The 26,782-nt window shown below is 70.3% G+C and carries 22 protein-coding genes; 12 read left to right on the top strand and 10 right to left on the bottom strand.

Annotation, left to right across the window (positions count from 1 at the left end):
- Positions 1-25 precede the first annotated feature (25 nt).
- The 4 genes from ACZ63D_RS29265 to ACZ63D_RS29250 all read right to left on the bottom strand — a co-directional run bounded on the left by ACZ63D_RS29265 (position 26) and on the right by ACZ63D_RS29250 (position 3,580).
- Positions 26-853, bottom strand: a complete 828-nt coding sequence (locus ACZ63D_RS29265) for a carbohydrate ABC transporter permease (protein WP_465357579.1) — start codon at positions 851-853, stop codon at positions 26-28.
- 3 nt (positions 854-856) lie between these two features.
- Positions 857-1,807, bottom strand: coding sequence for a carbohydrate ABC transporter permease (locus tag ACZ63D_RS29260; RefSeq protein WP_465357578.1), 951 nt, complete (start codon positions 1,805-1,807; stop codon positions 857-859).
- The gene (locus ACZ63D_RS29255; RefSeq protein WP_465357577.1) at positions 1,804-2,829 is read right to left on the bottom strand and encodes a LacI family DNA-binding transcriptional regulator; all 1,026 of its coding nucleotides are present in this window, start codon (positions 2,827-2,829) and stop codon (positions 1,804-1,806) included. Before ACZ63D_RS29255 ends, ACZ63D_RS29260 begins: the two co-directional genes overlap by 4 nt.
- 199 nt (positions 2,830-3,028) lie before the next feature.
- Positions 3,029-3,580, bottom strand: a complete 552-nt coding sequence (locus ACZ63D_RS29250; protein ID WP_465357576.1) for a TetR/AcrR family transcriptional regulator — start codon at positions 3,578-3,580, stop codon at positions 3,029-3,031.
- 65 nt (positions 3,581-3,645) lie between these two features.
- On the opposite strand from ACZ63D_RS29250, the gene ACZ63D_RS29245 reads away from it, so the two are divergent.
- The 3 genes from ACZ63D_RS29245 (at position 3,646) to ACZ63D_RS29235 (ending at position 6,437) form a co-directional block, all read left to right on the top strand.
- The gene (locus ACZ63D_RS29245; protein ID WP_465357575.1) at positions 3,646-4,407 is read left to right on the top strand and encodes an ABC transporter ATP-binding protein; all 762 of its coding nucleotides are present in this window, start codon (positions 3,646-3,648) and stop codon (positions 4,405-4,407) included.
- Between the two features lie 338 nt (positions 4,408-4,745).
- Positions 4,746-6,065 (top strand): FtsX-like permease family protein, encoded by a 1,320-nt coding sequence (locus ACZ63D_RS29240; protein ID WP_465357574.1) that lies wholly within the window; start codon positions 4,746-4,748, stop codon positions 6,063-6,065.
- A 45-nt stretch (positions 6,066-6,110) separates the two neighbouring features.
- Positions 6,111-6,437: a putative quinol monooxygenase gene (locus ACZ63D_RS29235; RefSeq protein ID WP_465357573.1), complete on the top strand. Its 327-nt coding sequence runs from the start codon at positions 6,111-6,113 to the stop codon at positions 6,435-6,437.
- Between the two features lie 40 nt (positions 6,438-6,477).
- Here ACZ63D_RS29235 and ACZ63D_RS29230 read toward each other — a convergent pair whose 3' ends face one another.
- Together ACZ63D_RS29230 and ACZ63D_RS29225 are read right to left on the bottom strand one after the other, a co-directional pair.
- The gene (locus ACZ63D_RS29230) at positions 6,478-8,082 is read right to left on the bottom strand and encodes an amidohydrolase (protein ID WP_465357572.1); all 1,605 of its coding nucleotides are present in this window, start codon (positions 8,080-8,082) and stop codon (positions 6,478-6,480) included.
- On the bottom strand, positions 8,075-9,370 hold the full coding sequence (locus ACZ63D_RS29225) for an MFS transporter (protein WP_465357571.1): 1,296 nt from the start codon (positions 9,368-9,370) through the stop codon (positions 8,075-8,077). The genes ACZ63D_RS29230 and ACZ63D_RS29225 overlap by 8 nt, the downstream gene beginning before the upstream one ends.
- An 81-nt stretch (positions 9,371-9,451) precedes the next feature.
- On the opposite strand from ACZ63D_RS29225, the gene ACZ63D_RS29220 reads away from it, so the two are divergent.
- On the top strand, positions 9,452-10,966 hold the full coding sequence (locus ACZ63D_RS29220) for a PucR family transcriptional regulator (RefSeq protein ID WP_465357570.1): 1,515 nt from the start codon (positions 9,452-9,454) through the stop codon (positions 10,964-10,966).
- Positions 10,967-11,440: 474 nt separating this feature from the next.
- Here ACZ63D_RS29220 and ACZ63D_RS29215 read toward each other — a convergent pair whose 3' ends face one another.
- A complete protein-coding gene (locus ACZ63D_RS29215; protein ID WP_465357569.1) occupies positions 11,441-12,466 on the bottom strand; it encodes a LacI family DNA-binding transcriptional regulator in 1,026 nt (341 codons plus the stop codon).
- 138 nt (positions 12,467-12,604) lie between these two features.
- On the opposite strand from ACZ63D_RS29215, the gene ACZ63D_RS29210 reads away from it, so the two are divergent.
- Genes ACZ63D_RS29210 through ACZ63D_RS29200 form a run of 3 tightly spaced genes read left to right on the top strand, consistent with a single transcriptional unit; the run spans position 12,605 to position 17,611 of the window.
- On the top strand, positions 12,605-13,939 hold the full coding sequence (locus tag ACZ63D_RS29210) for an MFS transporter (protein WP_465357568.1): 1,335 nt from the start codon (positions 12,605-12,607) through the stop codon (positions 13,937-13,939).
- A gap of 28 nt (positions 13,940-13,967) precedes the next feature.
- On the top strand, positions 13,968-16,025 hold the full coding sequence (locus tag ACZ63D_RS29205) for a hydantoinase/oxoprolinase family protein (RefSeq protein WP_465357567.1): 2,058 nt from the start codon (positions 13,968-13,970) through the stop codon (positions 16,023-16,025).
- Positions 16,022-17,611 carry a hydantoinase B/oxoprolinase family protein gene (locus tag ACZ63D_RS29200; protein ID WP_465357566.1) on the top strand — a complete coding sequence of 530 codons (1,590 nt, stop codon included), beginning with the start codon at positions 16,022-16,024 and terminating at the stop codon, positions 17,609-17,611. The genes ACZ63D_RS29205 and ACZ63D_RS29200 overlap by 4 nt, the downstream gene beginning before the upstream one ends.
- A gap of 290 nt (positions 17,612-17,901) precedes the next feature.
- Here the strand turns inward: ACZ63D_RS29200 and ACZ63D_RS29195 are convergent, their stop codons facing one another.
- The gene (locus tag ACZ63D_RS29195) at positions 17,902-18,840 is read right to left on the bottom strand and encodes a beta-ketoacyl-ACP synthase III (protein ID WP_465357565.1); all 939 of its coding nucleotides are present in this window, start codon (positions 18,838-18,840) and stop codon (positions 17,902-17,904) included.
- 63 nt (positions 18,841-18,903) lie between these two features.
- Here ACZ63D_RS29195 and ACZ63D_RS29190 point away from each other — a divergent pair, with 63 nt between their 5' ends.
- Positions 18,904-19,497, top strand: coding sequence for a TetR/AcrR family transcriptional regulator (locus tag ACZ63D_RS29190; protein WP_465357564.1), 594 nt, complete (start codon positions 18,904-18,906; stop codon positions 19,495-19,497).
- 28 nt (positions 19,498-19,525) lie between these two features.
- Here ACZ63D_RS29190 and ACZ63D_RS29185 read toward each other — a convergent pair whose 3' ends face one another.
- Positions 19,526-19,699, bottom strand: a complete 174-nt coding sequence (locus ACZ63D_RS29185) for a hypothetical protein (RefSeq protein WP_465357563.1) — start codon at positions 19,697-19,699, stop codon at positions 19,526-19,528.
- A gap of 216 nt (positions 19,700-19,915) precedes the next feature.
- Here ACZ63D_RS29185 and ACZ63D_RS29180 point away from each other — a divergent pair, with 216 nt between their 5' ends.
- Positions 19,916-20,413, top strand: coding sequence for an HAD domain-containing protein (locus ACZ63D_RS29180; RefSeq protein WP_465357562.1), 498 nt, complete (start codon positions 19,916-19,918; stop codon positions 20,411-20,413).
- 15 nt (positions 20,414-20,428) lie between these two features.
- Here ACZ63D_RS29180 and ACZ63D_RS29175 read toward each other — a convergent pair whose 3' ends face one another.
- Positions 20,429-21,043: an endonuclease V gene (locus ACZ63D_RS29175; RefSeq protein WP_465357561.1), complete on the bottom strand. Its 615-nt coding sequence runs from the start codon at positions 21,041-21,043 to the stop codon at positions 20,429-20,431.
- A 197-nt stretch (positions 21,044-21,240) separates the two neighbouring features.
- Between ACZ63D_RS29175 and ACZ63D_RS29170 the strand changes: the two genes are divergently transcribed.
- The 3 genes from ACZ63D_RS29170 (at position 21,241) to ACZ63D_RS29160 (ending at position 26,739) form a co-directional block, all read left to right on the top strand.
- Positions 21,241-22,038 (top strand): BPL-N domain-containing protein, encoded by a 798-nt coding sequence (locus ACZ63D_RS29170; protein ID WP_465357560.1) that lies wholly within the window; start codon positions 21,241-21,243, stop codon positions 22,036-22,038.
- Between the two features lie 109 nt (positions 22,039-22,147).
- Positions 22,148-22,687 (top strand): hypothetical protein, encoded by a 540-nt coding sequence (locus ACZ63D_RS29165; protein ID WP_465357559.1) that lies wholly within the window; start codon positions 22,148-22,150, stop codon positions 22,685-22,687.
- Positions 22,684-26,739, top strand: a complete 4,056-nt coding sequence (locus tag ACZ63D_RS29160) for a DUF7927 domain-containing protein (protein ID WP_465357558.1) — start codon at positions 22,684-22,686, stop codon at positions 26,737-26,739. Before ACZ63D_RS29165 ends, ACZ63D_RS29160 begins: the two co-directional genes overlap by 4 nt.
- The last annotated feature ends 43 nt before the right edge of the window (positions 26,740-26,782 follow it).

Raw genomic sequence — 26,782 nt, 5'->3', positions numbered from 1 at the left:
GAAAGGGTTTCTGATGGGGTGGGGCTCATCCCTTCACCGCCCCGGCCATGAGGCCGCCGGTGAGTTTCTTCCGCAGCAGGCTGAAGAAGGCGATGCTCGGGATCGCCGCGAGCACGGCGCCCGCGGCCAGCGGGCCGAGGGCGACCTTGCCCTCGCCGCCGATGAACATGGTGAGCGTGATCGGCAGCGTGTAGTTCTCCGGCGTCTGCAGCAGCACCAGCGCGAAGAAGAACTCGTTCCACGACGACACGAAGCTGAACATCGCCGTCGCGACCACGCCCGGGGCCAGCAGCGGGAACACGATGGTGCGCAGCACGGTGAACCGGTTCGCGCCGTCCATCGCCCCGGCTTCCTCGAGTTCCACCGGGATCGCCGCGACGTAGCCCTGCAGCATCCACAGCGCGAACGGGAGGATGTAGGTGGTGTGCACGAGCGTCAGCCCGACCAGGCTGTCGGCGAGGCCGAGCGTCCGCAGCACGAGGAACAGCGGCAGGATCACCAGCACCACCGGGAACACCTGGCTGACCAGGATCCAGGTGACGCCCGCGATCCGCAGCTTGCCCTTCAGCCGGGCCAGCACGTAGGCCGCGGGCACCGAGATCAGGATCGCGAGCACGGTGCTGGCCAGCGCGACCAGCAGGCTGTTGAACGCCGAATGCAGCAGGCCCTGGCGGGAGAGCGCTTCGCCGTAGTTGTCCCAATGCCATTCGCTCGGGATCAGGTTGACCGACAGCGAGTTCAATTCCGCCGAGGACTTCACCGAAGCGGAAATCAGCCACAGCAGCGGGAAACCGAGGAACAGCAGGTACAGCACGAGAGCCAGGTATTGCGCGGGGCGCACGGACCAGCGCATCGCTCACCGCCCCCTTTCCGGGCGGTCGCCGCGGAACTGCGACCGCAGGTAGATCGCGAGCAGCGCGACGACCACGATGACCAGGACCAGCCCCATCGCGGCGGCGTAGCCGATTTCGCGGTTCTTGAACGCTTCGAGGTAGACGAACAGCACGGGGACCATCGTTTTCCCGCCCGGACCGCCCGCGGTCAGGACATAAACCAGCGAAAAGGAATTGAAGTTCCAGATGAAGTTCAGGGAAGTGATGGAGCTGACGATCGGGCGCATGCTCGGCCAGGTCACCGCGGTGAACCGCCGCCACGCCCCGGCTCCGTCCACGGCCGCCGCCTCGTGCAGTTCGGCCGGGATCTGTTGCAGGCCAGCCAGAAGCGTCACGGTGGTCTGCGGCATGCCGACCCAGACGCCGACCACGATCACCGCGGGCAAGGCGGTGTTGAAATCGCCGAGCCAGTTGATTCCGTCCGGCAATCCGATGCTGCCGAGGAACGCGTTGAGCGGGCCGCCGTTGGCCGAGTAGATCATTTGCCACATGATCGCGACGACCACCGGCGGCATCGCCCACGGAATGAGCGCGAGCACCCTCGTCAGGCCTTGCAGTTTCAGCCCGGAGTTGAGCAGCAGCGCCAGCCCCATCGCGGCGGCCAGCTGCAGCACGGTCACTCCGACTGTCCAAATCAGACCGATCCGCAGCGAATCCCAGAACAGCGAGTTTCCGCCGAGGCGGACGAAGTTGTCGATCCCGGCGAAGCCGAAGTCCGGATGCCGCACCAGCCGGGTGTCGGTGAACGCCAGCACGATCCCGATCACCAGCGGGGCCACCGACAGCACCAGGATCGGGATCAGCGACGGCATCACCAGCGCGATCGCCTCGCGTCGCCGGGTGCGGGCCTGCGTGGTCTTCTTCGGCCGCGGCGGGGGAGCGGGGGCGACCCGCGGCTGTGTCGCGGCGGTCATTCCGCGTCCTCTCCAGTGTGGTCCACAGTGGACTCCCGAATGAACAGCTCGGTCCCGACCGAGATCTGCCGCGCCGGGGCGTCCGCGTCGTCGGCGAGCCCGAGCATCAACCGGGCGGCGGCGCGCCCGCGTTCGGCCGAGCCGAGGGACACGCTGGTCAGCCGCGGCAGGAAAACCTGGCCGAGTTCGGTGTCGTCCATCCCGGTGACGGCGACGTCGCGCGGGATGCTCAGCCCCCGTTCGCGAGCGGCGCGGATGGCTCCGATGGCGAGCAGGTCGTTGGCCGCCACGATGGCGTCCGGCCGTTGTGGACGGTCGAGCAGCTTCCGGGCGGCTTCGATTCCCGCCGCGACCGTGAAATCAGCGGCGACCTCGACGTCCGTTTCCGCGGCGAAGTCCTTCGCGGACACCGCCTCGTCGAATCCGCGCTGCCGCGAAGAGCCCGGCGTAGTGTCGAGCGGCCCGTTGAGGAAGCCGATCCGGCGGCGGCCCAGCGAAACCACGTGCTGCACCGCCGCGCCGATCCCGGCCGCGGAATCGGTGGAGACCGAGCTGATCCCGCGGTCGCTCATCGCCCGCCCGATCACCACGACCGGCACCGGGGCCCGCCCGATCTGCTCGATCAGCTCGTCGTCGGTGCGCAGCGGGATGACGATCATGCCGTCCACGAACCCGCCGTGCAGGCTGTGCGTCAGCTCGGCGGTCGAGGCCGCGGTGTCCCCCGTGGACATCACCACGACCCGGTACCCGTGCGGCGCGAGGACTTCGTGGATGCCGCGCATGATCTCGACGTAAACCGGGTTGCCGATGTCCGCCACCGCGAACGCGATCTGCGAGGTCTTCTTCAACCGCAACGACCGCCCGATCGCGTCCGCGCTGTACCCGAGTTCCGCGGCGGCGGCGCGCACGCGCTCGACCATCGCCTTGCTCGCGCCGGTCCCGTGCAGCGCGCGCGAGGTCGAAGCCAGCGACACGCCGGCGCGCTCGGCCACCTGGATCAGCGTGGCTCGGGTTGACGTCATCGTCCCTCCCAGTCGGACACAGCGGCAGTGGTGCGAAAAGCGGATCTGGAAACGTTTCCAAGCTACGTTCTCGGCTGTTTGGAAACGTTTCCAAGCGGTGTCCGAATCATGTCACCCGGATGGCGGACGTGTCAACGGACCTGTCGCGAGGCCCGGGGATCTGTGATGCCAGCGTGACGTGCGCTGGTGCGGTGCGGGCTCAGGCGGATCGCTGATCGGCGCGGACGACGTCCTTCGCCGAGGGAGCGTTCTCCGGATCGGTCAGCCATTGCAGCGCGGTCCCGACCAGCAGCGAGTAGTAGTGCGCGCCGACCGCGTGGACGTCCTTCGGATCGGCGTCCGGGCCCAGGCCGCCGAAGGCGTGCGCGAGCCCGACGCGCGCCCGCCGCTGGCCTTCCGCGTTGATCTGCCGGACCTTCTCGTCGTGCTGCAGGTAGCTGACGCTCTCGAAGTTCACGAACCACAGCTCGCGGTTTTCCTGGATCGACTGGATGATGCGCGCCCAGCGCCGCTCCGGCCCGGCGTTCTCGTCCGCCGGATCGGTGAGGACCGCGAACAGCATCTCGCCCCACTCGGTGTTGAGGTCCGACAGCGCCTGCGAGAGCAGCTGTTCCTTGGAGCCGAAGTGGTAGTTGATCGACGCCTGGTTCGCTCCGGAGGCGGCGACGAGGTCGCGCACCGTAGTGCGCGCGTAACCGGCCTTGAGGAGGCATTCCCGGGCGGCGGTGATCAGGTTCTCGCGGTGTCCCACGCGTGCTACCGTATCATGTAAACGTTCGTTTTAAACGAGCGTTCATGAGCATGGGAGGACTTGAGATGACCGCACCCGCGATCCGCACCCGGCGGCTGCGCTGCCGCTTCGAAGGCGAAGGCGGCCCGGTCGACGCACTGCGGGGCGTGGACCTGGACGTCCCGCGCGGCGCTTTCGCCGCGATCATGGGGCCGTCCGGCTCGGGGAAGACGACTTTGCTGCACTGCGCGGCGGGGCTGCGCACCCCGACCGAGGGGACTGTCGAACTGGACGGCACCGATCTGTCCACTTTGGAAGAACCGCAGCTGGCCGAACTGCGGCGGCAGCGGATCGGTTTCGTGTTCCAGCAGTTCAACCTGCTGCCCGCGCTGACCGCGGAGGAGAACATCGAACTGCCGTTGCGCTTGGACGGCCGCCGCCCCGACCCGCAGCGCATCGCCGCGCTGCTGGCCCGGGTCGGCCTAGCCCAGCGCGGCGGGCACCGGCCGGGACAGCTTTCCGGCGGACAGCAGCAGCGAGTGGCCGTCGCCCGGGCGCTGGTGACCGATCCGGAGGTGGTTTTCGCCGACGAACCGACGGGCGCGCTGGACATCCGCAGCGCGCGGGAAGTGCTGGGCCTGCTGCGGAATCTGGCCGACCGGGGCCAGACGATCGTGATGGTGACGCACGATCCGGTGGCCGCGTCCTACGCCGACGCGGTGCTGTTCCTGGCGGACGGGCTGGTGGTCGACCAGCTGGCGCGGCCGACCGCGGCGACGGTGGCGAACCGGATGGCCGTGCTGGTCGAGTCGGCCGAGCGAGCGGCGAACGCGGTGGGGGCGCGGTGACTGGGCGGGATGGCTCTGTGCTGGAAGGGAACCGGAAGAGCGAGAGGGGTTTGACGCGGTGAGGTTTGCTGCCGGTGCGGGTGTTGTGGCGCATGCCGGGGGTGGGTGGCCGACGAGTTCGGTCTGTGCCTGTGAAGGGGGTTCGACGTGGTGAGGTTTGCCGCAGGTGCGGGTGTTGTGGCGCATGCCGAGCCTGAGTGGCCGACGAGTTCACGCCACGCCTCCAGGGTGATTGACGTAGTGGGATTTGCCGCCGCCGAGACCGGCGTCGCGGCGTTCGAAGCGGGCCAGACGGCGAGATCGCCTGTCCTGGCCGGGAAATCCGCGAAGGAACGGACATGCTGAAACTCGCTCTGCGGCTCTTCGGCCACCACCGGGCGGCCGCCGTCGCGACCGGGCTGGTCGCGGTGGTCGGAATGGCCCTGGTGGTCGCGATGACCGCCCTGCTCGGCACCGGTCTCTCCGGTGCCACGGCGCCGGCCGACCGGGGGTTCCTCACCCAGTTCCCGCTCATCCTGGGCGGCTGGGTGGTCGCGATCGTGGTGTTCGCGATGGTGTCGACCATCAGCGTCACGCTCGCCGCCCGGTCGGGCGAGATCGGCGGGTTGCGGTTGATCGGCGCGGCGCCGCGGCAGATCCGGGTGCTCGTTTCGCTGGAAACTCTCGCGATCACCGCCGTGGCCGCGCTGCCGGGCCTCGGGCTCGGCTATCTGCTCGGGCTTCTCCTGCTGACGGGCGTGCGGTCGACCGGGCTCGTCGCGCCGGGCACGTCGTTCACGCCCGGCATCGGGCTGCCGTTGACCGGCGTCGCGGTGGTGCTGCTGGCCGGGGTTCTCGCCGCGTGGATCGGCAGCCGGGGTCCGGCACGGCGGTCTCCGGTGGAGGAAGCGTCGTCCGGACCGCGCCGCGCCAGGTCGGCGCGGCCGAGGCGGATCGCGGCGATCCTGGTGCTGGTGGCGGGTTTCGGTTCGTCCAGCGCGGTGCTCGCCTTGCCCGCGGACAACATCGCGACCACCGGCTTGACCGGTCCGGCGGTGGTGCTGTGCTCGATCGGGTTCGCCGTACTGGCCCCGGAATTGATCGCCGCGGCCAACCGGCTCGGCAGGCGCGGGGCGAAGAACGCGCAGGCGCATCTGGCGGGCGTGAACCTGCGTGCCGCTCCGGAACGCGCGCGGCCGGTCGTCACCTTTCTCACCCTGCTGGTCGGAGTCTCCGCGGGCACGCTGGCCATGCAGGGCATCGAAAACCGGCACAGCGTCCCGGGCAGCACCGCCGACGTGCTGGCGTCGATCAACTACCTGGTGGTCGTCCTGATCTCGCTCTTCATGGCGATCGCGCTGACCAACAACCTGGTGGCGGCGATCGGCGACCGCCGGAGCGAGTTCACGACGCTGTCGCTGATCGGCTCGACCGTCCGGCAGGTCCGCGGCATGCTCCTGCGCGAAACCGCCGCCGCGACGCTGCTGGCGATCGTCGTCGCGGTGGCGGGTTCGGTGCTGTGCGTGCTGCCGTTCTCGATCGTCAAGACCGGCGGCCCGGCGGCGGCGTTCAGCGTGTGGCCGTTCGTGGTGAGCGCTGTGTTCGGGGGAGGGGTGGCGTTGCTGGTGACGGCCGTGGCGGGGGCGCGGGTGATCCGTTCCGCCGCGGTGGCCGCGTAGGTCGCGGCTCTGCGAACCCGGGAAGGTTCCTGCGATACTCGGGGCATGATCTTGATCGTCCTCAAAGCACAGATCCGCCCCGAGAAGCGGGCCGAGTGGCTCGAAGGCATCGAGCGCTACACCGCGCAGGTGCGCGGCGAACCGGGCAACGTTTCGTTCGACTATTACCAGAACGGCGGCGACGAGAACGAATTCGTCCTGGTCGAGGTCTTCGCCGACAGCGCCGCCGGGGACGCGCACGTCGCCACCCGGCACGCGCAGGAGTTCTTCCCGTTCATGTCGACGGTCGTGGCGAAGAAGCCGCAGATCAACTACCAGAACCTCGACGGCGAGGCCTGGTCGGAAATGGCCGAGGTCACGCCTGCGGAGTAAACGGAATGGCCGGTCGCGCGGACGCGGCCGGCCATTCGCTTCACCGCTGGTGCACGATCCGCCCGTCCAGCACCGTGGTGGTCACGCGCACCTCGCCGAACTTCTCCGGCCGGGTCTGTTCGAGGTCGGTGTCCAGGACCACGACGTCGCCGAGCTTGCCCGGCGTCAGCGAGCCGATCCGGTCTTCCATGCCGAGCGTGTACGCCGCGTCGAGCGTGTGCGCACGCAGTGCCTCGTGGAGCGAAACCGCTTGCTCCGCACCGATGTCCGCGCCTTCGCGGGTCTGCCGGAGCATCGCGTTGGCGATCGTGTGCAGCGGTTTGAACGACGAGACGAACGAATCGCTCGACAGCGCCGGGCGCAGGCCCGCGTCGAGTTCCTCGCGGATCGGCTGGAGCCGGTGCGCGCGGTCGCCGAGGCGGCGCAGGAAGTCGCCGCCGCTGTCGTGCAGGAAGTTCGGCTGGTTCACCGGGATCACGCCCAGCCCGGCGAACCGGCGGACGTGGTCCCGGGTCGGGTAGCCGCAATGTTCGATCCGCGGGCGGAAGTCGTCGCCGTACGCGCGGGAGCCCGCTTCGAGCGCTCGCAGCGTGTTCTCCATCGCCAGGTCGCCTTGCGTGTGGACGGCGACTCGCCAGCCGGCCCGCGCGGCGCGTTCGACGAGTGCGGTGAGTTCGTCGCCGGGCCAGTAGAGGCTTCCGGTGAATTCGCCGTGCTCACCGTACGGTTCGCTGAACACCGCGGTGCCGCCGATGAGCGTGCCGTCGGAATAGAACTTCATCGCGCCGAGGCTCAGCCAGTCGTCGCCGAACGGGTCGCCGAGGCCCACCGCGGCGAGGGCGTCGAGCTGGTGCGACAACGGCATCGCGACGGTGCGCACTGGAAGCCGTCCGGCCGCGCGCGCGGCGCGGTACACCCGTAGTTCTCGCGCGGACACCTGCGGGTCGGCGATGGTCGTCAGTCCGGCTTCGACGTAGTGCCTGCCGGCGTCGTCCAGCCAGGCGGAGAGCTGTTCGAACGGCAGATCGGTGTGGAAATTCGGGCCGTGGCAACCGATTTCGACGGCGACCGGCAGGAGCAGCTGCATCGCGGAATCGAGCACCATGCCGGTGAGCCGTCCGGCCGCGTCGCGGAGGAACTCTCCGCCCGCCGGGTCGGCGACATCGCTGCCGATGCCTCGCCACCGCAGTGCCGCGGAGTTGACCACGGCGTGGTGGCCGGAGACGTGGTAGACGATCACCGGATGTTCGGTGGTCGCCTCGTCAAGCCGCTGCCAGGTCGGGCGGCCTTCCGGATATTTCGCGTCGTCCATGCCGAACGCGCGGATCCACTGTCCCGCGGGCGTGCGGGCGGCCGCCTTGGCGACCATCTCGACCAGATCGTCCACAGTGGACACCACAGGATAGCTGGCGTCCTCGGCGGCAAGGGATTCCGCGGTGGACAGCAGGTGGTTGTGCGGATCCACGAAACCGGGCAGCACGGTCCCGCCGCGCGCGTCCACGCGTTCGGCCTCCGGTGCCGCCTGCGCGACCGCCGCCGCGCCGAGGGCGGCGACGCGGCCGTCGCGGACGAGCACCGCGTCGGTTCCGGCGAGGTCCGGGTCCATGGTCAGGACCCGGGCGTGGTGGATCAGGACGTCAGCCACGGGCGATCTCCGTTCGGTTCGGCTGGGGGAGGTCGTCGGACAGCTGCGGGGCTCCGCGCAGGCAGGCGATGCTGACCAGGCACATCACGACGAGCAGGACGATCACCGGCGCCACGCCGCCGAATCCGGCGACGAGCGCGGTGCAGGCCAGCGGCGAGAATCCGCCGAAGACGGCGCCGGCGACCTGATAGGACAGCGAAATGCTGGTGTAGCGGGCGCGGGCGGGGAACATCTGCGCGAGGATCGCCGCGATCGGCCCGTAGGTGGCGGCCATGACGAGCCGCATCGCCGACAGCGTCAGGAAAATCAGCCCGGCGCTGCCGCTGCCCATGACGAGAAACTGCGGCGCGGCCAGCACCGCGACGCCGAGCAGCCCGGCGATCACCACGCGCCGCCCGCCGAAACGGTCGCCGAGCCAGGCGAGCCCGACGGTCGCGACGAGTTCCACGAAGGACGCGATGCTCAGCCCGGTCAGCACGAGTTCCTCGCTCACGTGCAGATCGGTCGTCGAGTAGCCGAGCAGGAAGGTGGTGACGATGTAGTAGCCGCCGACGGCCACCGGCAGCGCCCCGATCCCGCGCAGGATGTGCCGCCACGAGGTGCGCAGCGCGTGCCGCACCGGCAGTTCGGCGACCGGTTCGGCTTGCCGGAACACCGGGGACTCCTCGACCTTCAACCGGATCACCAGCCCGACGACGACGAGCACCGCCGACAGCAGGAACGGCACCCGCCAGCCGCCCGCGGCGAGCGCCCCGTCGCCCTGCCCGGCGAGCAGGCCGAAGAGTCCCGACGCGAGCAGCGCCCCGGCCGGGTTCCCGAGCTGCGCGAACGAACCGTAGAACGTCTTGCGCCCGGCCGGCGCGTGTTCCACGGCCATCAGGACCGCGCCGCCCCATTCGCCGCCGACCGCGAGCCCCTGCGCGAACCGGAGCACCACGAGCAGCAGCGGCGCGAGCACCCCGGCGGTGGCGTAGGTGGGCAGCAGCCCGGTGGCGAACGTCGCGACCCCCATGATCAGCAACGTCGTGACGAGCGCGGCCTTGCGTCCGACCCGGTCGCCGAAGTGCCCGAACACGATGCCGCCGAGCGGGCGGGCGAGGAACCCGACCGCGTAGGTGGCGAACGACGCCATCAGCCCGACCAGCGGGCTGGTGCCCTCGGGGAAGAACAGCTTGCCGAAGACGAGGCTCGCGGCGGTCGAGTAGGCGTAGAAGTCGTACCACTCGATGGTGGTGCCGACGAACGCCGCGGCGGCCGCGCGGCGGGCGCTCGAGACGGATGCGGTCATGGGGGCTCCCACTGCTCCGGGGGATCGGTTCGGGCCACGCTAACCGCGGAAGCGGCCGGAGACCGCTGTACGATGTGTCCTTTGCCGAAGATCGTTTTGTGCGAACCGCACTGGGAGGCGGCTGTGCTGACCGTGGCCGGCGTGCTCCGGTTCGACGGGCTCGAGCTGGGCTTGCTCGCCGGGCGGGCCGGGCTGGGCCGGGAAGTGTCCTGGGCGCACGCGATCGAGGTCGCCGACCCGGTGCCGTGGCTGCGCGGCGGCGAGCTGGTGCTGACGATCGGGCTCGGGCTGCCCGCGGACGAACCGGGACGGCGCGCGTACGTGCGGCGGCTGGCCGAGGCGGGCGCGGCCGGGCTCGGCTTCGCCGCGGAAGTGCTCGACGCGTTGCCGCCGGAGGTGCTCGACGAGGCCGAGGCCTGCGAGCTGCCAGTAGTGGGGGTGCTGGGGACGACGCCGTTCATCGCGGTCAGCCAGGCCGTCGCGCGCTGGCACGCGGACGAGGCGCTGCGCGCGGAACGGCACGCGATCGCGGTGCAGGAAGCGATCGCACGGGCGGCGCTGCGGTCCGGTGACCGCGGAATCCTGGCCGAACTGGCTAAGGGCGTCGGCGGCGAGGCGCTCCTGCTGGACGTCGAAGGGCGGCCGCGCGCGGCGCATCCGGCGGGGGAGCGTTCCTGGCATGGCCGAGCGCGCGAGCTGGTCACCGGAATGGCCGGACCCGCACAGGCCGCGGGCGCGGAAGAACACGACGGCCGGTATCTCGTCGTGCACAGCATCGGACTGTCCGGACATCCGCGCGGCTGGCTGGCGCTCGACTGCCCGGCAGGCGATCCGACGCATCAACGCCTGCTGGTCAACCACGCGGCGGTGCTGCTGGGCATGACCTTGCTGGGCATCCGCGCGCTCCGCCGCACCCTGCACGAACAGCGGGCGCGCTTGCTTCCCGGCGTGGCGGAGCCGGACGCGTCGCTGTTGCCGGAGCCGCCGTTCGAGGTCGCGGTTTTCGCGCTGTCCGTCGACGATCCGCTCGCCGCGGTGCTCGACGCTATCGCCGACGTGGCCGGGAAAATCGACCAGGATCGGCTCGTGCTGACCCCGCGCCCGGGCGGCCTCGCAGCGGTACTGCCTGCCTCGGCCGGACTCGGCGCGCGGATCCGGGCGAGAGCCGCCGAACTGACTGGCGTCCCGGTCGGCTGCGGCGCGAGCCGCGCGGCGGACGTGGCCGGAATCCCCGCCGCGATCCAGCGGGCCGCGGACGTCGTGCCCGCCGATTCGTCCTATGTGGACGCTGAACAGGCATCGTCGTGGGGACTCCTGCGCGAGTCGTTGCGCGCGGAGACGCTGGCCCCGTTCACCGCCGCGGTGCTCGGCTCGCTGCGGGAGCACGACCGCCGCACCGGCAGCGAACTGGTGCCGACGCTGCGGTGCTACCTCGACGCGGACGGGAACCTGGAAACCGCCGCGCGAGAGCTGGGCGTGCACCGGAATACGGTGCGGGCTCGGTTGCGGGTGGCGGAGCGGATTTCGCGGCGGCGGTTGGATCGGCCGCGGGATCGGTTGGAGTTGTGGCTGGCGTTGTCGGCGGGGGATCTTTGAGCTGACTTGGTGCGCGCGGTCGTGGGGTTTCCGCGAGTGCGGGTGGGTGGGATGCCGGAAGCCTGGTTGTGGGTGGTCGGGCGGGTTTCGCGGTGGCTGGACCGGCAGTGGAACCGACTGGCGTTGTCGGCGGATGGGTTTGAGCCGAGTCGTCGCTCGCGGTCGCGGGGCTCCCGCAAGTGCAGGCGGGCGGGGATCTGGAAGCCGCTGCGGGGGAGTTGGATGAGCGCCGGAATGCCGTGCGGATTTGGTTGTGGGCGGTGGAGCAGGTTTCGCGGCGGTTGGACCGGCCGCGGAACCGACCGGCGGTGTCGGCGGGGTGGTTGAAGCTGCCGCGGAGGTGCGCCGGAATGCGGTGCGGCCTCGGTTTCGGGCGGCGGAGCGGCGGTCGGACCGGCCGCGGAACCGACTGGCGTTGTCAGCGAAGGATCTCTGACTCGCTGCGCGCAGTCCCCGGCCCGCTGACCCAGCCCGTCACCCCCGCCGTCGAGTCGATTCGCGCAGCCGGAGTTCCGGCGTCAGGAACACCGGCCCGTCCGGCGTCTTCGCGCCGGAAAGCCGGGCCAGCATCAGTTCCGTCGCGCGTTCGGCCAGCGCTTCATGGGTCAGGTCCATCGCGGTGATCGGCGGGGTGCTCGTGCGGGCGTGCTCGCTGTCGGTCAGTGCCGCGAGCAGCAGGTCGTCCGGGACGCGCAGGCCCTGCGCGGCGGCGGCGTCGGCGATCAGCGGGGCGAAATCGCTGGTCGCGACCACGATCGCGTCCGGCCGGTCCGGGCCGGACAGCAACGGACGCACCAGTTCGGGCACGTCCCTTGGGGTCAGGCCCTCGCTGAGCAAGGCGGTCCGCGGCGGCAGCGCGCGCCGCTTGCACCACGCGAGGTAAGTCTCGCGCGGCCGCCGGTTCCAGGCGTTGTCCTCGGTGCCCGACAGCAGCAGCACGTCGCGCGCGCCCTGGTCGTAGAGGTGGTCCAGCAGCGCCTCGACCACGGGCGGATAGTCCAGCCGCACGGCCCACGGCAGGTCCGGTTGTTCCGGGTCCTCTTCGACGGTCACCACCGGCAGGCCCCGGCCGAGCAGCTCGGCCAGCGCGGTGTCGCCGCCGTAGGGGTGGGCGACGATGCAGCCGTCCATCGGCACGCTCGCCACCGCCGGGTCGTGCAGGTCGGGCACGTGGATCAGCCCGGTCTTGCGGCGCAGCATCTCGGTGGCGATCGACCCGACCAGCCGGTTGAACGTCTCGGCGCGATCCGGCGTGCCCGCCACCGCGTAGCGCGGCCGCAGGATGAGCCCGACCAGGCCGGACCGGCCGGTGCGCAGCGAGCGGGCGTTCGGGTTCGGGTCGTAGCCCAGCTCCGCGGCGGCCTCGCGCACCCGCGCCTTGGTCGCCGCCGAAATGGGCCTGCGGCCGGAAAGCGCGTGCGAAACCGTGCTGATCGAAACCCCGGCGCGCTCGGCGACCTCCCGGATCGTCACCGGTCGTTTGCCGCCGTCGGTGCCCACCGTCGTTCCCCTTCTTCCCGCCTCCGGACGGCCCAGTATCGCCCACCGGGCGGCGGACGAGGCCTTGACACCGCGCCGGTGCGCGGGTTTGATGCCGCGAAAGCTCATCAAAACGTTTTGATGATGATAGGAGGCGCCATGGCCGCCCCGCACGAGCCCGCCCCGCCCACGACCGCCGCGCCGACCGTCGGCGACGTCTGCACCGGGATGCGGCTGACCCGACGGCATTGGCTCGCCGGGTCGGTGCTGTTCTTCGCGTTCGTCGTCGAGGCCTGGGAACAGGTCGGCCTGGTCTACGTTTCGAACGGGATCGCGGGCGAATTCGGCGTGGACAACACGAAACTGGGCTGGGCGCTGTCGGCGGTCGCGTTCGGCATGGTGCCCGGCGCATTGCTGTGGGGCGGGCTGATCGACCGGCTGGGCCGCCGCCGCGTGACAGTCGCGAGCCTGCTGATCTACGCAGTGCTCGCGTTGGCCGCGGGGCTTTCCCCGGCGTTCTGGCCCTTCGTGGTGCTGCGGTTCCTGTCCGGCGTGGCTTTCGGCGGGGTCTACGCGGTGACGTTCCCGTACTTCCTCGAACTGCTGCCCACGGCCCGCCGCGGCCAAGGCGCGGTCGCGCTCAGCATCGGGTTTCCGATCGGCACGCTTTTGTGCATCGGCGTGAGCCAGTCGCTCGGCACGATCAGCTGGCGCGCGGTCGCCGTCGTCGCCGCGCTGGCTGGGCTGTGGGCGTTCGCCGTGCTGCGCTGGGTGCCGGAATCGCCGTACTGGCTCGCCCGGCGCGGCCGGCACGCCGAGGCGGCGGCCGTGCTGCGCGGCCTCGGTGCGGAAATTCCTTCTGGCACAACATTTTCCGTCGAGGACGCCGACCGCAAGGCGGGCGCGGTGCGCAACCTGTTCCGCTCGCCGGTGCGGCGGCGGTTCCTGCCGATGCTGCTCACGTCGTTCACGTTCAGCTGGGGCTACTGGGGTTTGCAGACGTGGCTGCCGGTCCTGCTGCAGAACCGCGGGCTGAGCGTGTCCGGCGCGCTGTGGTTCGTCGCGGTGACGCAGGTGGTTTCCGTTCCCGGCTACCTGCTCGCCGCGTGGCTGACCCGCCGCCACGGACGCAAGCGGATCTTCCTGCTGTTCGCGCTGGCCTCGGCGATCGGCGGCGTGCTGTTCGGCCTCGCCACCGGTTCCGCGCAGCTGTACGCGGGCAACCTGATTCTCGCGTTCTTCTCGCTCGGGGCCTGGGGCATCTGGAACACCTGGTCGGCCGAAGTGCTGCCGACCGGGCTGCGCGGCGTCGGCTACTCCTGGTCCACCTCGGCGATCCTGCTGGCCAACACGGTTTCCGTGCCGGTGATCGGCGCGATGATGGACCACGGCGTCGCGTCCTCGCTGACCGTCGCGTCGATCGTGGCCTTCCTCGTCGTCGCGCTGCTCGCCGTGCTCCCGCTGCCCGAGACCGAGGGTCGCGCGCTCACCTGATTTCCCGTTATCCGACAAGGAGTTCCTCATGACCTACCGGGTCGCCATGGACATCGGCGGCACCTTCACCGACGTGGTCGTCCACGACGGCGCGACGCAGCGGTTGCGCGCGGGCAAGGTGCTCACCACCCCCGACGACCTCGCGCGCGGCGTTTTCGGCGCGCTCGAAGGATTCGACCTGCCGTTCCCGGAGATCGAGTTCTTCGTGCACGGCACCACGCAGGGCCTGAACGCGCTGCTCGAACGGCGCGGAGCGAAGGTGCTGATCCTGACCACGAAGGGGATCGGCGACGTCTACCGGATCGCGCGCGGCAACCGGAACCGGCTGTTCGACCTGCACTACCGCAAGCCCGAACCGCTCGTCGGGCCGGAGGCGGTCGCGGAGGTCGCCGGACGCCTCGACGCCACCGGCGCGGAACTTGAACCCCTCGACGAGGACGCCGTGCGGCTAGTCGCCAAGCGCGTGCGCGAAGAGGGTTTCGAGGCCGTCGCGGTGTGTTTCCTGTTCTCCTACCTGGATTTCGGGCACGAACGCCGCGCCGGCGAGATCCTGCGCGACGAACTCGGCGAGGACGCGCTGGTCGTGCTCTCCCACGAGGTCGCGCCGGAATGGCGGGAGTACGAGCGGACGTCGACGGCGGTTCTTGAGGCCTACACCGGCCCGTCGGTGCATCGTTACCTCGACCGCATCGAAACGCGGTTCACCGAGAAAGGCCTGCACGTCCCGGTGCACGTCATGCAGTCCTCCGGCGGTCTGGTCAACGCCGGGTTCGCGCGGCGGCATCCGTTGCAAACGCTGCTGTCCGGCCCGGTCGGCGGAACGATGGGCGGCGTCGCGGCGGCGAAGCTGCTCGGCCGTCCCGACCTGATCTGCGTGGACATGGGCGGGACCTCGTTCGACGTCTCGCTGGTGATGGACTACGCCGCCGACGTTTCGCCGGACGGCGAGGCCGAAGGCTTCCCGCTGCTCATGCCGCTGGTCAACCTGCACACCGTCGGCGCGGGCGGCGGCTCGCTCGCCTACGCCGAGGGCGACGCGCTGCGGGTCGGCCCGGAATCGGCGGGCGCGGTGCCCGGTCCGGCGTGCTACGGCCGCGGCGGTACGCAAGCGACGGTCACCGACGCGAACTGCGTGCTCGGCCGGGTCGATCCCGAGTCGTTCGCGGGCGGCGGCATGCCGCTCGATCTCGACGCCGCGCGCACCGCCGTCGCGACGCTGGCGGAGCAGCTCAGCATGGACCCGGTGGAACTGGCGTCCGGCATCTGCGACGTCGGCAACGCCAAGATGGCGCAGGCGATCCGCACCCTGACCGTCGAGCACGGCCGCGAACCGGGCCAGTTCGCGCTGCTCGCGTTCGGCGGCGCGGGACCGATGCACGCCGCGTTCATCGCGCGGGAAATCGGCATCACCGAGGTGATCGTGCCGCGCTTTCCCGGCGCGTTCTCCGCGTGGGGCATGCTCGAAGCGGACGTCCGGCGGGACTTCACCATGCAGTTCTTCGCCAACGGAGCCGAACTCGACACCCGCGCCCTGCGCACCGCGCTCGACTCGCTGCGCGATCAGGCGCTGGAAGCGTTGCGGGAACAGGGAATCCCGGAAGACCGCCAGTCGGTGACGCACGGCGTCGACATGCGGTACGAAAGCCAGGACTACACCCTGACCGTCCCGATCCTGGACGACGACCCGGTGGACAGCCCGGAATTCTTGCCCGCCGTCGAGGCGCGGTTCGCCGAGATCCACCACCAGCGCTACGGCCACGCCACCCCCGGCGCACCGGTGCAGTTCGTCGCGCTCCGCACCACTGGCCACGGCGTCGTCGACCGTTCCGCCGCGTCCGCCGAAGCGAGCGCACAGCGACCGGATCCAGTGGTCCGCGACGTCGTTTTCGCCGGAAAGCCCGTGCCCACCACGATCGTGGCGCGCGCCTCGCTCGCTCCCGGCAGCCGGTTGTCCGGACCCGCGATCGTGCACGAGGAAACCGCCACCACGGTCGTCCCGCCGGACGCCGAACTCGCCGTCGACGACCACGGTTTCCTGGTCGTCACCCTCGCGGCCGCCGATCACCTGCAGGAGGACCACGCGTGAGCATCAGCCCCGTCACCACCGAAATCATCCGCTCGGCGCTGATCCAGGCTGCCGAGGACATGAACATGACCCTGATCCGGTCGTCCTACACGCCGACGATCTACGAGGGCAAAGACTGCGCCGTCGCGCTGCTGGACCGCAACCACCGCGTCCTCGGCCAGTCCTCGGGGCTGCCGATTTTCCTGGGGAACCTGGAGATCTGCACGAGCCACACCGAGGATCTGTTCGGCGCGGACGTCTGGCAGCCTGGGGATGTGTGGGTGCTCAACGATTCCTACGTCGGCGGCACGCACCTCAACGACTGCACGGTGTACGCGCCGATCTTCGTCAACGACGAGCTGGTCGGCTTCGCGGCTTCGCGCGCGCATTGGATCGACATGGGTTCCAAGGACCCCGGTGGTTCGATGGATTCCACGAACATTTACCAAGAGGGCCTGCGGATGGGGCCGACGCGAATCGTCGCGGGCGGCGTCGAATGCGCGGACATCCTCCGGTTGATCGAGACGAACGTGCGGTTCCCGTACGTGACCCTCGGCGACATGCGCGCGCAGATCGCCTGTGCCCGGATGGGCGTGCGGCGGCTGGGCGAGTTGTTCGCCCGCTACGGCGCGGAAACCGTCGACGCCGCGCGCGAGCAGATCTTCGCCCAGACCGAACGGCTGGAGCGCGAACGGATCGCGGCGATCCCGGACGGCGAGTACGAGGCGACCGGATACCTGGACAACGACGCGATCGATCCGGATACGCCGCTGAAGGTGCGCGTGCGGGTGGTCGTCGAGGGCGAATCGATGACGATCGACCTCACCGACTGCGCCGACCAGGCCACCGGTCCGGTCAATTGCGGCCGCTCCCAGGCGATCTCCGCCGCGCGGGTCGGGTACAAGCTGCTGATCTCGCCACAGGTCAGCCTCAACGGGGGTTCGTTCGCGCCGCTGGACGTGCAGGTGCGCGACGGGTCGATGCTCGGCGCGCGGGAGCCCGCCGCGTGCCAGTACTACTACTCGAGCCTCGGCATGCTCATCGATCTCGTGGTGGCCGCTCTCGCACCCGCGATGCCGGACCGCGTCGCCGCGGCCAGCTACGGCGATTCGATGATCGTCCAGTTCGCCGGGGACCATCCGCGGACGGGGGAGCCGTTCGTGACCCTGGAGGCGACCGTCGGCGGCTGGGGAGCGTGGGAGGGCGGCGACGGGGAGACGGCGCTGATCAACAACGTCAACGGCTCGCTGCGGGACCTGCCGGTCGAGGTCGTCGAAACGCTGTATCCGGTGCGGGTGAACGAATACCGCATCCGCACGGGGTCGGGCGGCGCGGGCCGGTGGCGCGGCGGGGACGGGGTGGTCCGGGAGTACGTGATGGAGGCCGATCAGGATCTTTCGCTGTGGTGGGAGCGGTCGGTGACTCCGGCGTGGGGCCTGTTCGGCGGGGAGTCGGGCGCTCCGCCGCGGGTGGTGCTGAACCCGGGTACGCCGGAGGCGCGGGAGATGTTGAAGGTGAACAGCCTGCGGGTGCGCCGGGGTGATGTGCTGCGGTGCGAATCCGGCGGGGGAGGGGGGTACGGGGTGCCGGAAAGCGCTGGGGTTTAAGGGGTTTTGGTCCGGCCGGAGGCGTTGGCCTCCGGCCGGACCTGCCGCACTGCTGGCGGAGAAAGGCGAGCGCACGCACCGGAATCCGGCGTCGCGATGGCGACAGGTCGTGGCTGTCGCGCGGGGGCACCGGAATCTCTTCGAGCACCAGCCGCTCGATCCGGTCGGGCTGTGCCGCGGCGGCCATGAACGTGACGAACGCGCCGAGTGAATGCCCGAGCGTGAAGCGGATGAGGCCGTCCAGTGAGCGCAGGATGTCGTCGCGGAACGACGTCAGCGGAAAGGGCCTTTCACGGACAGGTCACGACCTGCCCGGCCCAGGAGAGCCCGCCGCCGAAGGCGAAGAGCAGCACGGGACCGCCCGGCGGCAGCTCGCCGCGAGAGACCATTTTGGACAGTGCGAGCGGGACGGACGCCGCCGACGTGTTGCCCGAATCGACCACGTCGCGGGCGAGCACGACGTCCTCGCGCAGTTCGAGACGGTCGGCCAGCGCCTCGATGATCCGCAGGTTCGCCTGGTGGGTGACGACTCCGGCGAGGTCCGTGGTGGCGATGCCCGCGCGCCGGCACGCTTCCGCCGCGACGGCGGGCAGTTCCTGGGTGGCCCAGCGGAACACCGACTGGCCGTCCTGGGCGAACGCGGGCTGCCAGTCGTCCACGAGGCGGACCAGGTGCCTGCGCGCCGGGTCGGAGCCCCAGACGACCGGACCCACTGCCGCCGTTTCGGCCGCGCTGAGGATTGCGGCACCCGCGCCGTCGCCGAGCAGGACGCACGTGCTGCGGTCGGTCCAGTCGGTGACGTCGGACATTTTCTCCGCGCCGACGACCAGCGCGTGCCGGGCGGCCCCGGCCCGGATGGCGTGGTCGGCGGTGGCCAGCGCGGTGCAGAAGCCGGCGCAGCCGTTGTTGAGGTCGAAACACACCGGGGCCGGGATGCCCAGGCGGCCCGCGACCTGGGCGGCGATCGACGCGCAGCGGTCGATCGCGCTGCAGGTGGCGACCGTGACCATCCCGATTTCGCTCGCGTCGAGCCCGGCCGAGGCCAGCGCCTTCGCCGCGGCTTCGGCGGCCAGGTCCGCGACCGAGCCGTCCGCGATGTGCCGGGCCGCGATGCCGGTGCGGCGGCGGATCCACTCGTCGGTCGTGTCGACCATGCCTTCCAGGTCGGCGTTGGTCAGCACGCGGGCGGGCTGGTAGTGGCCGAGTGCGGTCACGCGAGAGCCGGGCATGGGTCCCTCCTCAAGGGTCCGGGCCAATATAGCAACCGATCGTTCGTAATCTATAGTGGCCGGATGAGTCCCCGGAAGTCCGTCGTCGAGACCCGCCGCACCCGGCAGCGCATCCTCGACGCGGGCCTGGCGATCGCCTCCGCGGAAGGCCTGGAAGGGCTGACCATCGGGCGGCTCGCCGCTGAGCTGGAGATGAGCAAGGCGGGCGTGATCGGCCATTTCGGCACCAAGGAGAGCCTGCAGCTGGCCGTGGTCGACGTCGCTGCCGAAATGTTCGTCCGCGAGGTGCCCGAACGCGCCCGCGGCGTCCCGCGCGGCCTGCCCTACCTCCGCGCAGCCTGCGAGGCCTGGATTTCGTACCTGGAACGCGAACTGCTGCCCGGCGGGTGTTTCTTCACGGCGGCAGCGGCCGAATTCGACGGCCGCGAAGGGCCGGTGCGCGATGCCGTGGTCCGGATGGACGAGCTTTGGCAGCGGGAGTTGCGGGTCAACATCTGGCGGGCGGTGAGCCTGGGGGAGTTGCCGGAGGAGACCGATATCGACCAGATGCTCTACGAGATCGTCGCGATCATGGTGGGGCTCAACTATTTCTTGCAGCTGCGCGGCGACCGGCGGGCCCCGGAGCGGGCGCGGCGTGCGCTGGAACGGCTTTTCTGACGCTGGTTACCGGCCGCTGTCGGGATCTTTAGGTTGCCTGGTGGGAGTTTCCGGCCAGCAGGCCGGTTTGGTGCAGGTGGTCGAAGATGATCTGGTCGACGGGGGAGATCCGGTCCCGGTCGGCGTAGGTCAGCCAGACGATTTCCGCGAGCTCGCTGCTGGGCGTCAAGGTGCCGCGGTAGTCGGCGGTGTAGCACGTCATCCGGACCGCGATCCCTGCGGCGTGGCCGTGGGCCTGGGCTTCGAAGGTGCCGAAGTGGTCCGCGCTCTCGGGCGTGATGGCGACGGCGAGTTCCTCGTCGATTTCCCGGACGAGGGTCTGGAGGTCGGTCTCACGGGTTTCCTTCCGGGGCAGGGCTTCGCTGGTGAAGGTAATCGCCGCGGCGGTGACGGCTCAACCGGATATGCTGGCAGGACAATGGAACCGGCGAAATCGGCCCTCGGCGGACGGGCGTTGATATTCCTCGATGTCGACGGGACGTTGCTGCCGTTCGGCGAAGGGGCCGAGCCGCTCGAAGCGGAGTCGGGCTCGCTGGTGAAACGGCTCGATTCGCGGTTGGCGGCCCGGCTTGCCGCGCTCCCGGTGGACCTGGTGTGGGCCACGACGTGGGAGGACGAAGCCAATGCCGAGCTATCGCCACGGCTCGGCCTCCCTCAGCTGCCGGTCGTGCGACGGCCGGAGTCCTCGGGCGACCGCGAAGACCAATGGTTCGGTCTGCACTGGAAGACCCGGACGCTGGTCGCGTGGGCGCAGGGACGTCCCTTCGTCTGGGTCGACGACGAGATCACCGACGGCGATCGGGAGTGGGTGCGGGCTCGGCATCCCGGGCGTGCGTTGCTGCATCGCGTCCCGGCGGACCGCGGACTCGCGGAGGAGGACTTCGCGGTCATCGGCGAGTGGCTGCGGAGATGCTGAAAGCTGCCGCCGGGCTTATCGCCCCGACGAAACCGCTTCCGCCAACGCCCGTCGGCACAGGGAATCCGCTCGGCGGGTCGTCTCCGGGAGGCGGTAGTCCGGGGCCAGCCTCAGCGTCGCCTCGCAGGCCTCGGCCAGGCCGATCCGGTGACCGACCGAGACGAAGACCGGTTTGACTCCAGCCCGCGTGCGCAGGGCGCGGCCGACCACTTCGGCGTCGTCGAGCAGCGGGGTCCACTCGCCGCGTGCCGGGCCGGGTTCCTCGTGCGTGAAGGTGAACGGGGTTTTCGCGACTCCGGCTGTCCGGAGGCCGGTCAGGACGCCGAGGTGGCTGGCCAGGCCGAGGCGGCGCGGGTGGGCCAGGCCGTAGCCGTCGCAGAGGACCAGGTCCGGGCGGTGGCGGAGGGCGGCCAGGGCGTCCAGGACGGGCGGGAGTTCGCGGAAGGCGAGCAGGCCGGGCACGTAAGGGAAGCTGACCGGTCCGGCCGCGGTCGTTTCTTCCACCGTCTCCAGCGTCGCGAAGTCGACGAGCACGGCGGCTGCGACCACCACGTCCCGGTCGTCGTCGTAGGCGACGTCCACGCCCGCTACCAGCGCTCCGTCGGAGAGGGCTGGGCCGGTCGGGTCCACGAGGGCGCGCAGGCGGTGTTGTTCGGCGAGAGCGTCGGCCTCGGTGGCGGGCCAGGCGGGCTTGGGGTTCCTCGGGAGCGGGCGGCACGATCGGTGCGGGCGGAAGGCCGCAGGCGACCCTAGCAGGCCAAGATCAGTACTGTGAGGAAAAGCTGACGGGTAGAGCTGGGCTCGGCGACGACGAGGAGCGAGAAGGCATGTCCGGTACTGCGGGTTCGCGGCGGCGGGTGCTGTGCGGGCTTCTCTCCGCCGCGGCGTTGCTGGCCGTGGGGTGCGGTCAGCCGGAAGCTAAAGCGAAGCCGCCGGTGCCGGGCCCAGCGCGGAGCGCGGAGGCGCCGCTCGCGTTGGTGTACAACGGGCCGCAGGGGTGCGCGGAGTGCGGGCCGGCGGTGGCCGAGCTGCTGCGCCGGGGGCCGCGGCATTATCGGGTCGAGTACGTCGGGCCGGGCACCGGCAAGCCGCTCACCGCGGCCGCGCTGGCGGAGGCGCAGTTGTACGTTCAGCCGGGAGGAGGCCAGGATCTCGACCGGACCTGGCAGGACCTCGACGAGTCCGCCGACGCGGTCCGCGACTGGGTGCGGGGCGGCGGCAGTTATCTCGGCCTGTGCTTCGGCGGTTACCTTGCGGGCCGCGACCCGGGGTTCGGCTTGCTGCCGGGCGACACGCGCGGATACGCGGGTTCGCCGGGCTCCGAGGTTCCCGACGAGCGCGACACTGTCGTCGAGGTCAGCTGGCGAGGCAAGCCGCGGCATCTGTATTTCCAGGACGGGCCGGTGTTTCGCCTGAACGAGGGAGCCGACGCCACGGTGCTGGCGACCTACGCCAACGGCGCGCCCGCTGTGGTCGTGGCCCCGTACGGCAAGGGCCGGGTCGGCGTCAGCGGGCCGCATCCGGAGGCCGACGCCTCGTGGTACGACGACAAGGGGCTTACGAATCCCGACGGCGTCCGGACGGACCTGGCCTACGACCTGATCGAGACCACCGTCTCGCGTTAGGGAAAACCGCGGGCATTTCCGGAGCCCAAGGTGACCTCAAGTGGGTGACTTGTGCGCCGAGCCGCGCTTTCGAGTTGTCGGTCGCGGTTCGCGTTGATTCGATGCGATCATGGTGCGCTGGGCGGGCAAGGGCGGGAAAGCGGCACGGCGGCTGGCCGTGCAGTTTCTCGTGACAGCGGTAGCCGTGTCAGGCCTGGTGGTGGGCGGTGCGGCTCCGGCGTCGGCACAGACGTGGCCGGTCGAGGGCGAGCAGAGTCCGTCCGTTTTCGACTGCGACCATCTCTATTACAGCAATTTCCGTTCGGGCATGCAGTTCCGCACCGACGCCGCGGGGGACGCCGAAATCCAGAACACCGTCATCAGCAAACGGGCGGGCAGCGCCCCGCCGGATTACTGGTCGACCAATATGGCCCTCGGCAAGGATCCCGACACCGGCCGTCCGGCGGCGTTCTACTCGAATTACACGAGCGCGAGCCGGACGCTGTACAAACACGTTTCCGGCACCGACCAGGCCACCGACGAGATCGCGAACGGCGAGACCCGGCAGCTGCCCGCCGGGGTGAACTCTGGGGCGGGATCGCCGCCGACCCGAACAACGGGATGCTGTTCGGCGCGCAGAACGGCGGCGCGCCGAAGCTGTTCGGGATGAACCTGTCGACCGGCGCGACGACCGTCTGGACCCGGGGCTCGAACCTCGTGCCGGTGCCGTCGAACGATCCCGTCTTCCTCGGCGGATCGCTGGTGCCCGACCTGTTCGTGGACGCCGACGGCGGCGCGTACTACGGCATCTCCTACGGCGGCTCGACCTACATCTACCGCCTCGACCCGGCGACTGGCACCACGACGCGCGCGGTCCACGTCGTCGGGCCGGGGTCGGGCAACGGGTTCAACAACTACGGGATGGCCTACTTCCACGGCTCGATCTACCTCGGCTACTACGGCGGCGCACTGTACAAAGTGGACCCGGGCACCGGCGCGTCGACGCTGGTTCCGGGCGGCAACGCCCAGGACAACCAGGTCGGCCGGATCAAGTCCGAATCCGGCGGGACCTGGGCGATCACCGACCTGGCCAGCTGCTCGATCGCGCCGAACCTGACCTCGCGGCTCGTGGTGCGCAAAACCGCCAGCGAGCAGACCGCGAAGCCGGGGGACACCGTGCGGTACACGGTGACGATCACCAACGAGGGCGACGCACCCGCTCCGGCCGCCCGGCTCACCGACGACCTGAGCGCGGTCCTCGACGACGCGGCGTACAACAACGACGCGGCCACCACGACCGGCGGCACGCCAACGCCGACCCAGCCGAGCTACGACGGCCGGAAACTGACCTGGACGGGGGCGATCGCGCCGGGCGGCACCGTCACCCTGGCGTACTCGGTCACGGTGGGAAAGCCGCCCGGCGGGGACAAAAAGCTGACCAACGTCGTAACTGTCCCGGAAAGCAACTGTGCCGAGGCATCGAAGGATCCGGCGTGTTCGACGGTCGTTCCGATCGCCACGCTGAAAATCGCGAAGCACGCGTCGCCCGCCGACCCCAGCCCGGGCAGCGTCGTCACATACACGGTCACCGTGACCAATGACGGCAAGGCGGATTGGACCGGGGCGAGCGTCACCGACGATCTCACCGACGTCCTCGACGACGCCGCCTACAACAACGACGCTCGCGCGACCGGATCCGGCACCGTGGTCTACGAACCAGGCCAAGCCCTGCGCTGGACCGGCGACGTCAAGGCGGGCACGACGGTCACCATCACGTACACGGTGACCGTCGCCGACCCGCCGCGCGGGAACCGGCGCCTGACCAACCGGGTCGTGGGACCGGACGGTTCGAACTGCGGCACGGACCCCGAGTGCACCACGGATGAACCGATTTCCGGCTTGGTGATCCGGAAATCGGCCTCGCCCGCCACCGCGAAGCCAGGCGACACCGTCACGTACACGATCACCGCCGAGAACATCGGCGGCGCGACGGCCACCGCGGTGAACCTCACCGACGACCTCACCGGGGTGATCGACGACGCCGCCTACAACAACAATGCCACCGCCACCATCGACGGCACTCCCACTCCGTCGCAGCCGGGCTACGACCCGAACTCCGCGAAACTGACCTGGACCGGCGACATTCCCGCCGCCCAGACCGTCACGATCCGCTACACGGTCACGGTGCACTCGCCGCCGCGCGGGGACCACCGGCTGCGGAACGTCGTGACCGGCCCGGAGGGCTCGAACTGCCCGCCGGACAGCACGGATTGTGCGACCGAAACCCCCATCGGCGCACTCGAAATCAAGAAGACCGCGGACAAGACGGACGCCAAGCCCGGCGAGCGGGTCGGCTATATCGTGACCGTGCGCAATATCGGCGAGGCTAACTATCCCGGAGCGTCGTTCACCGACGACCTCTCCGGCGTCCTCGACGACGCGACCTGGAACAATGACGCGACAGCCACCTCAGGCAGCACCTCCTTCGAACCCCCTCGGCTGCACTGGACAGGCGACGTCCCGGCCGGGGCCACGGTGACGGTGCGCTACTCGGTCACCGTCGGCACCCCGCCCGGCGGGGACAAGCACCTGCGCAACCTCGTCACCGGACCGGACGGTTCGACGTGCCCGCCCGGCAGCGCCGATCCGGATTGCGGCACGGACACCGGGATCGGCGCTCTCGAATTGACGAAGACCGCCTCGCCGAAGACCGCGCAACCGGGCGACAAGGTCACCTACACAGTGACCGCCCGGAACCCCGGCACCGCACCGTATCGAGGCGCGCGTTTCACCGACGACCTGAGCCGCGTGCTGGACGACGCGACCTACAACCACGACGCCACCGCCACCTCGGGCACTGTCACCTACGCCGAACCCACCCTGACGTGGACCGCCGACCTGCCCGCCGGCGCGACCGCGACGATCACCTACTCGGTCACCGTCAGCGCGACGTCCACCGGCGACAGCGAACTCCGCAACGCGATCACCGGCCCGCCCGACTCCAGTTGCCCGCCCGGCAGCACCGATCCGGACTGCAATCCGGTGACCCCGGTCGCCCGGCTGCACGTCAAGAAGACCGCGAGCCCGGCGGATCCGCGGCCCGGCGACACCGTCACCTACACCGTCCTGGTCGCCAACGACGGCAAGGCTCCCTACCGCGGCGCCACCGTCACCGACGACCTGAGCGGCGTCCTTGACGACGCGACGTACCAGAACGACGCGCGCGCGACCAGCGGCACAACCTCTTACACCGCACCGAAACTGACCTGGAGCGGAGACGTCGCGGCCGGTGCGACGGTGACGATCACCTACACCGTCACAGTGCACGACCCGCCGAGCGGCGACAAGAAACTCGTCAACGCGGTCACCGGCGGCGGCAACTGCCCTCCCGGCGGGCACGATCCGGACTGCGGGACCGTCACTCCGTTGCCAGCGCTGAAAATCACGAAGACCGCGACCCCGGCGGAGATCAAGACCGGCGACCGGGTCAGCTACACGGTCACCGTCGAAAACGTCGGCGAGGCCGATTACCGGGGCGCGTCGTTCACCGACAACCTCGCCGGTGTGCTCGACGACGCGACCTACAACGGCGACGCCAGAGCAGACACCGGCACAGTCGTGGTCGCCCCGCCGAACCTGACCTGGACCGGGGATGTGGCGAAGGGCGCCACCGCGACCATCACGTATTCCGTCACCGTGACCAACGCCGGGGACCACCGGCTGGTCAATACCGTCACTGGGACCGGGTCGAACTGTCCGGAAGGATCGACGGATCCGGACTGCCGCGTGGTGCTGCCGAAACCGCACCTGCGGATCACCAAGACCGCCGATCCGGCAATCGCTACGCCCGGCGGGAAGGTCACTTACACCGTGACCGTGCGCAACGTCGGCGAGGCACCGCAGCCGGAAGCGTCGTTCACCGACGACCTTTCCGGAGTGCTGGACGACGCTGTCTACAACGGCGATGCCACGGCGACTGCCGGAACTGTCCACTTTGCTCACCCGCGGCTACAGTGGACCGGTCCGGTCGCGGCGGGTGCGCGGGTCACCATCAAGTATTCGGTGACCGTCGGGAATCCGCCGCGCGGCGACAGGATCCTCCGCAACGCCGTCACCAGCCCGGACGACACGAACTGCCTGAGCCGGGACCCGGCTTGCGGCACGGAAACCCCGGTGCGCGAGATGACCGTGACCAAGCGAGCGGGCGCGGCGACGGCGAAACCGGGGGAGAGGGTCACTTATCTCGTCGACCTCGTCAACACCGGCACCGCGGCCTATCCGGACGCGACGTTCGTCGACGACCTCTCGGACGTGCTGGACGACGCCACCTACAAACAGGACGCCCAGGCCACCAGCGGAACCGTCGAGCAGGACGGCTCGCGGCTGACCTGGCACGGGAAGCTGGCGGTCGGCCAGGCCGTCACGGTGACGTACTCGATCACCGTCAAGCCCGAAGCCGCGGCCGGGAGCCGGCTGCGGAACGTGGTGGTCTCGCCGAACCCGGGCACCAACTGCGTGACCGGCGCCGAACCTGGTTGTTCCACGGACACTCCGGTGACTCCGCCGACTCCGGGGATGCCGCCCACCGGCCCGCCGGGAACAACCCCGCCGCTGGCCAGCACCGGCACGCCGCTGCGGGACCTGGTGATCGGCTCGCTGTTCAGCCTGATGATCGGATTCGTGCTGCTGGTGTCGGCACGACGGCGGAGGCAGCGGCGCTGAAAAGCGCTGGCGGACCGCCCGGGAAAGCGGGCAGGGTGCCGGG

The sequence above is a fragment of the Amycolatopsis sp. NPDC104775 genome, from assembly GCF_055583325.1.
This window is presented reverse-complemented; position numbering and strand designations above follow the sequence as displayed.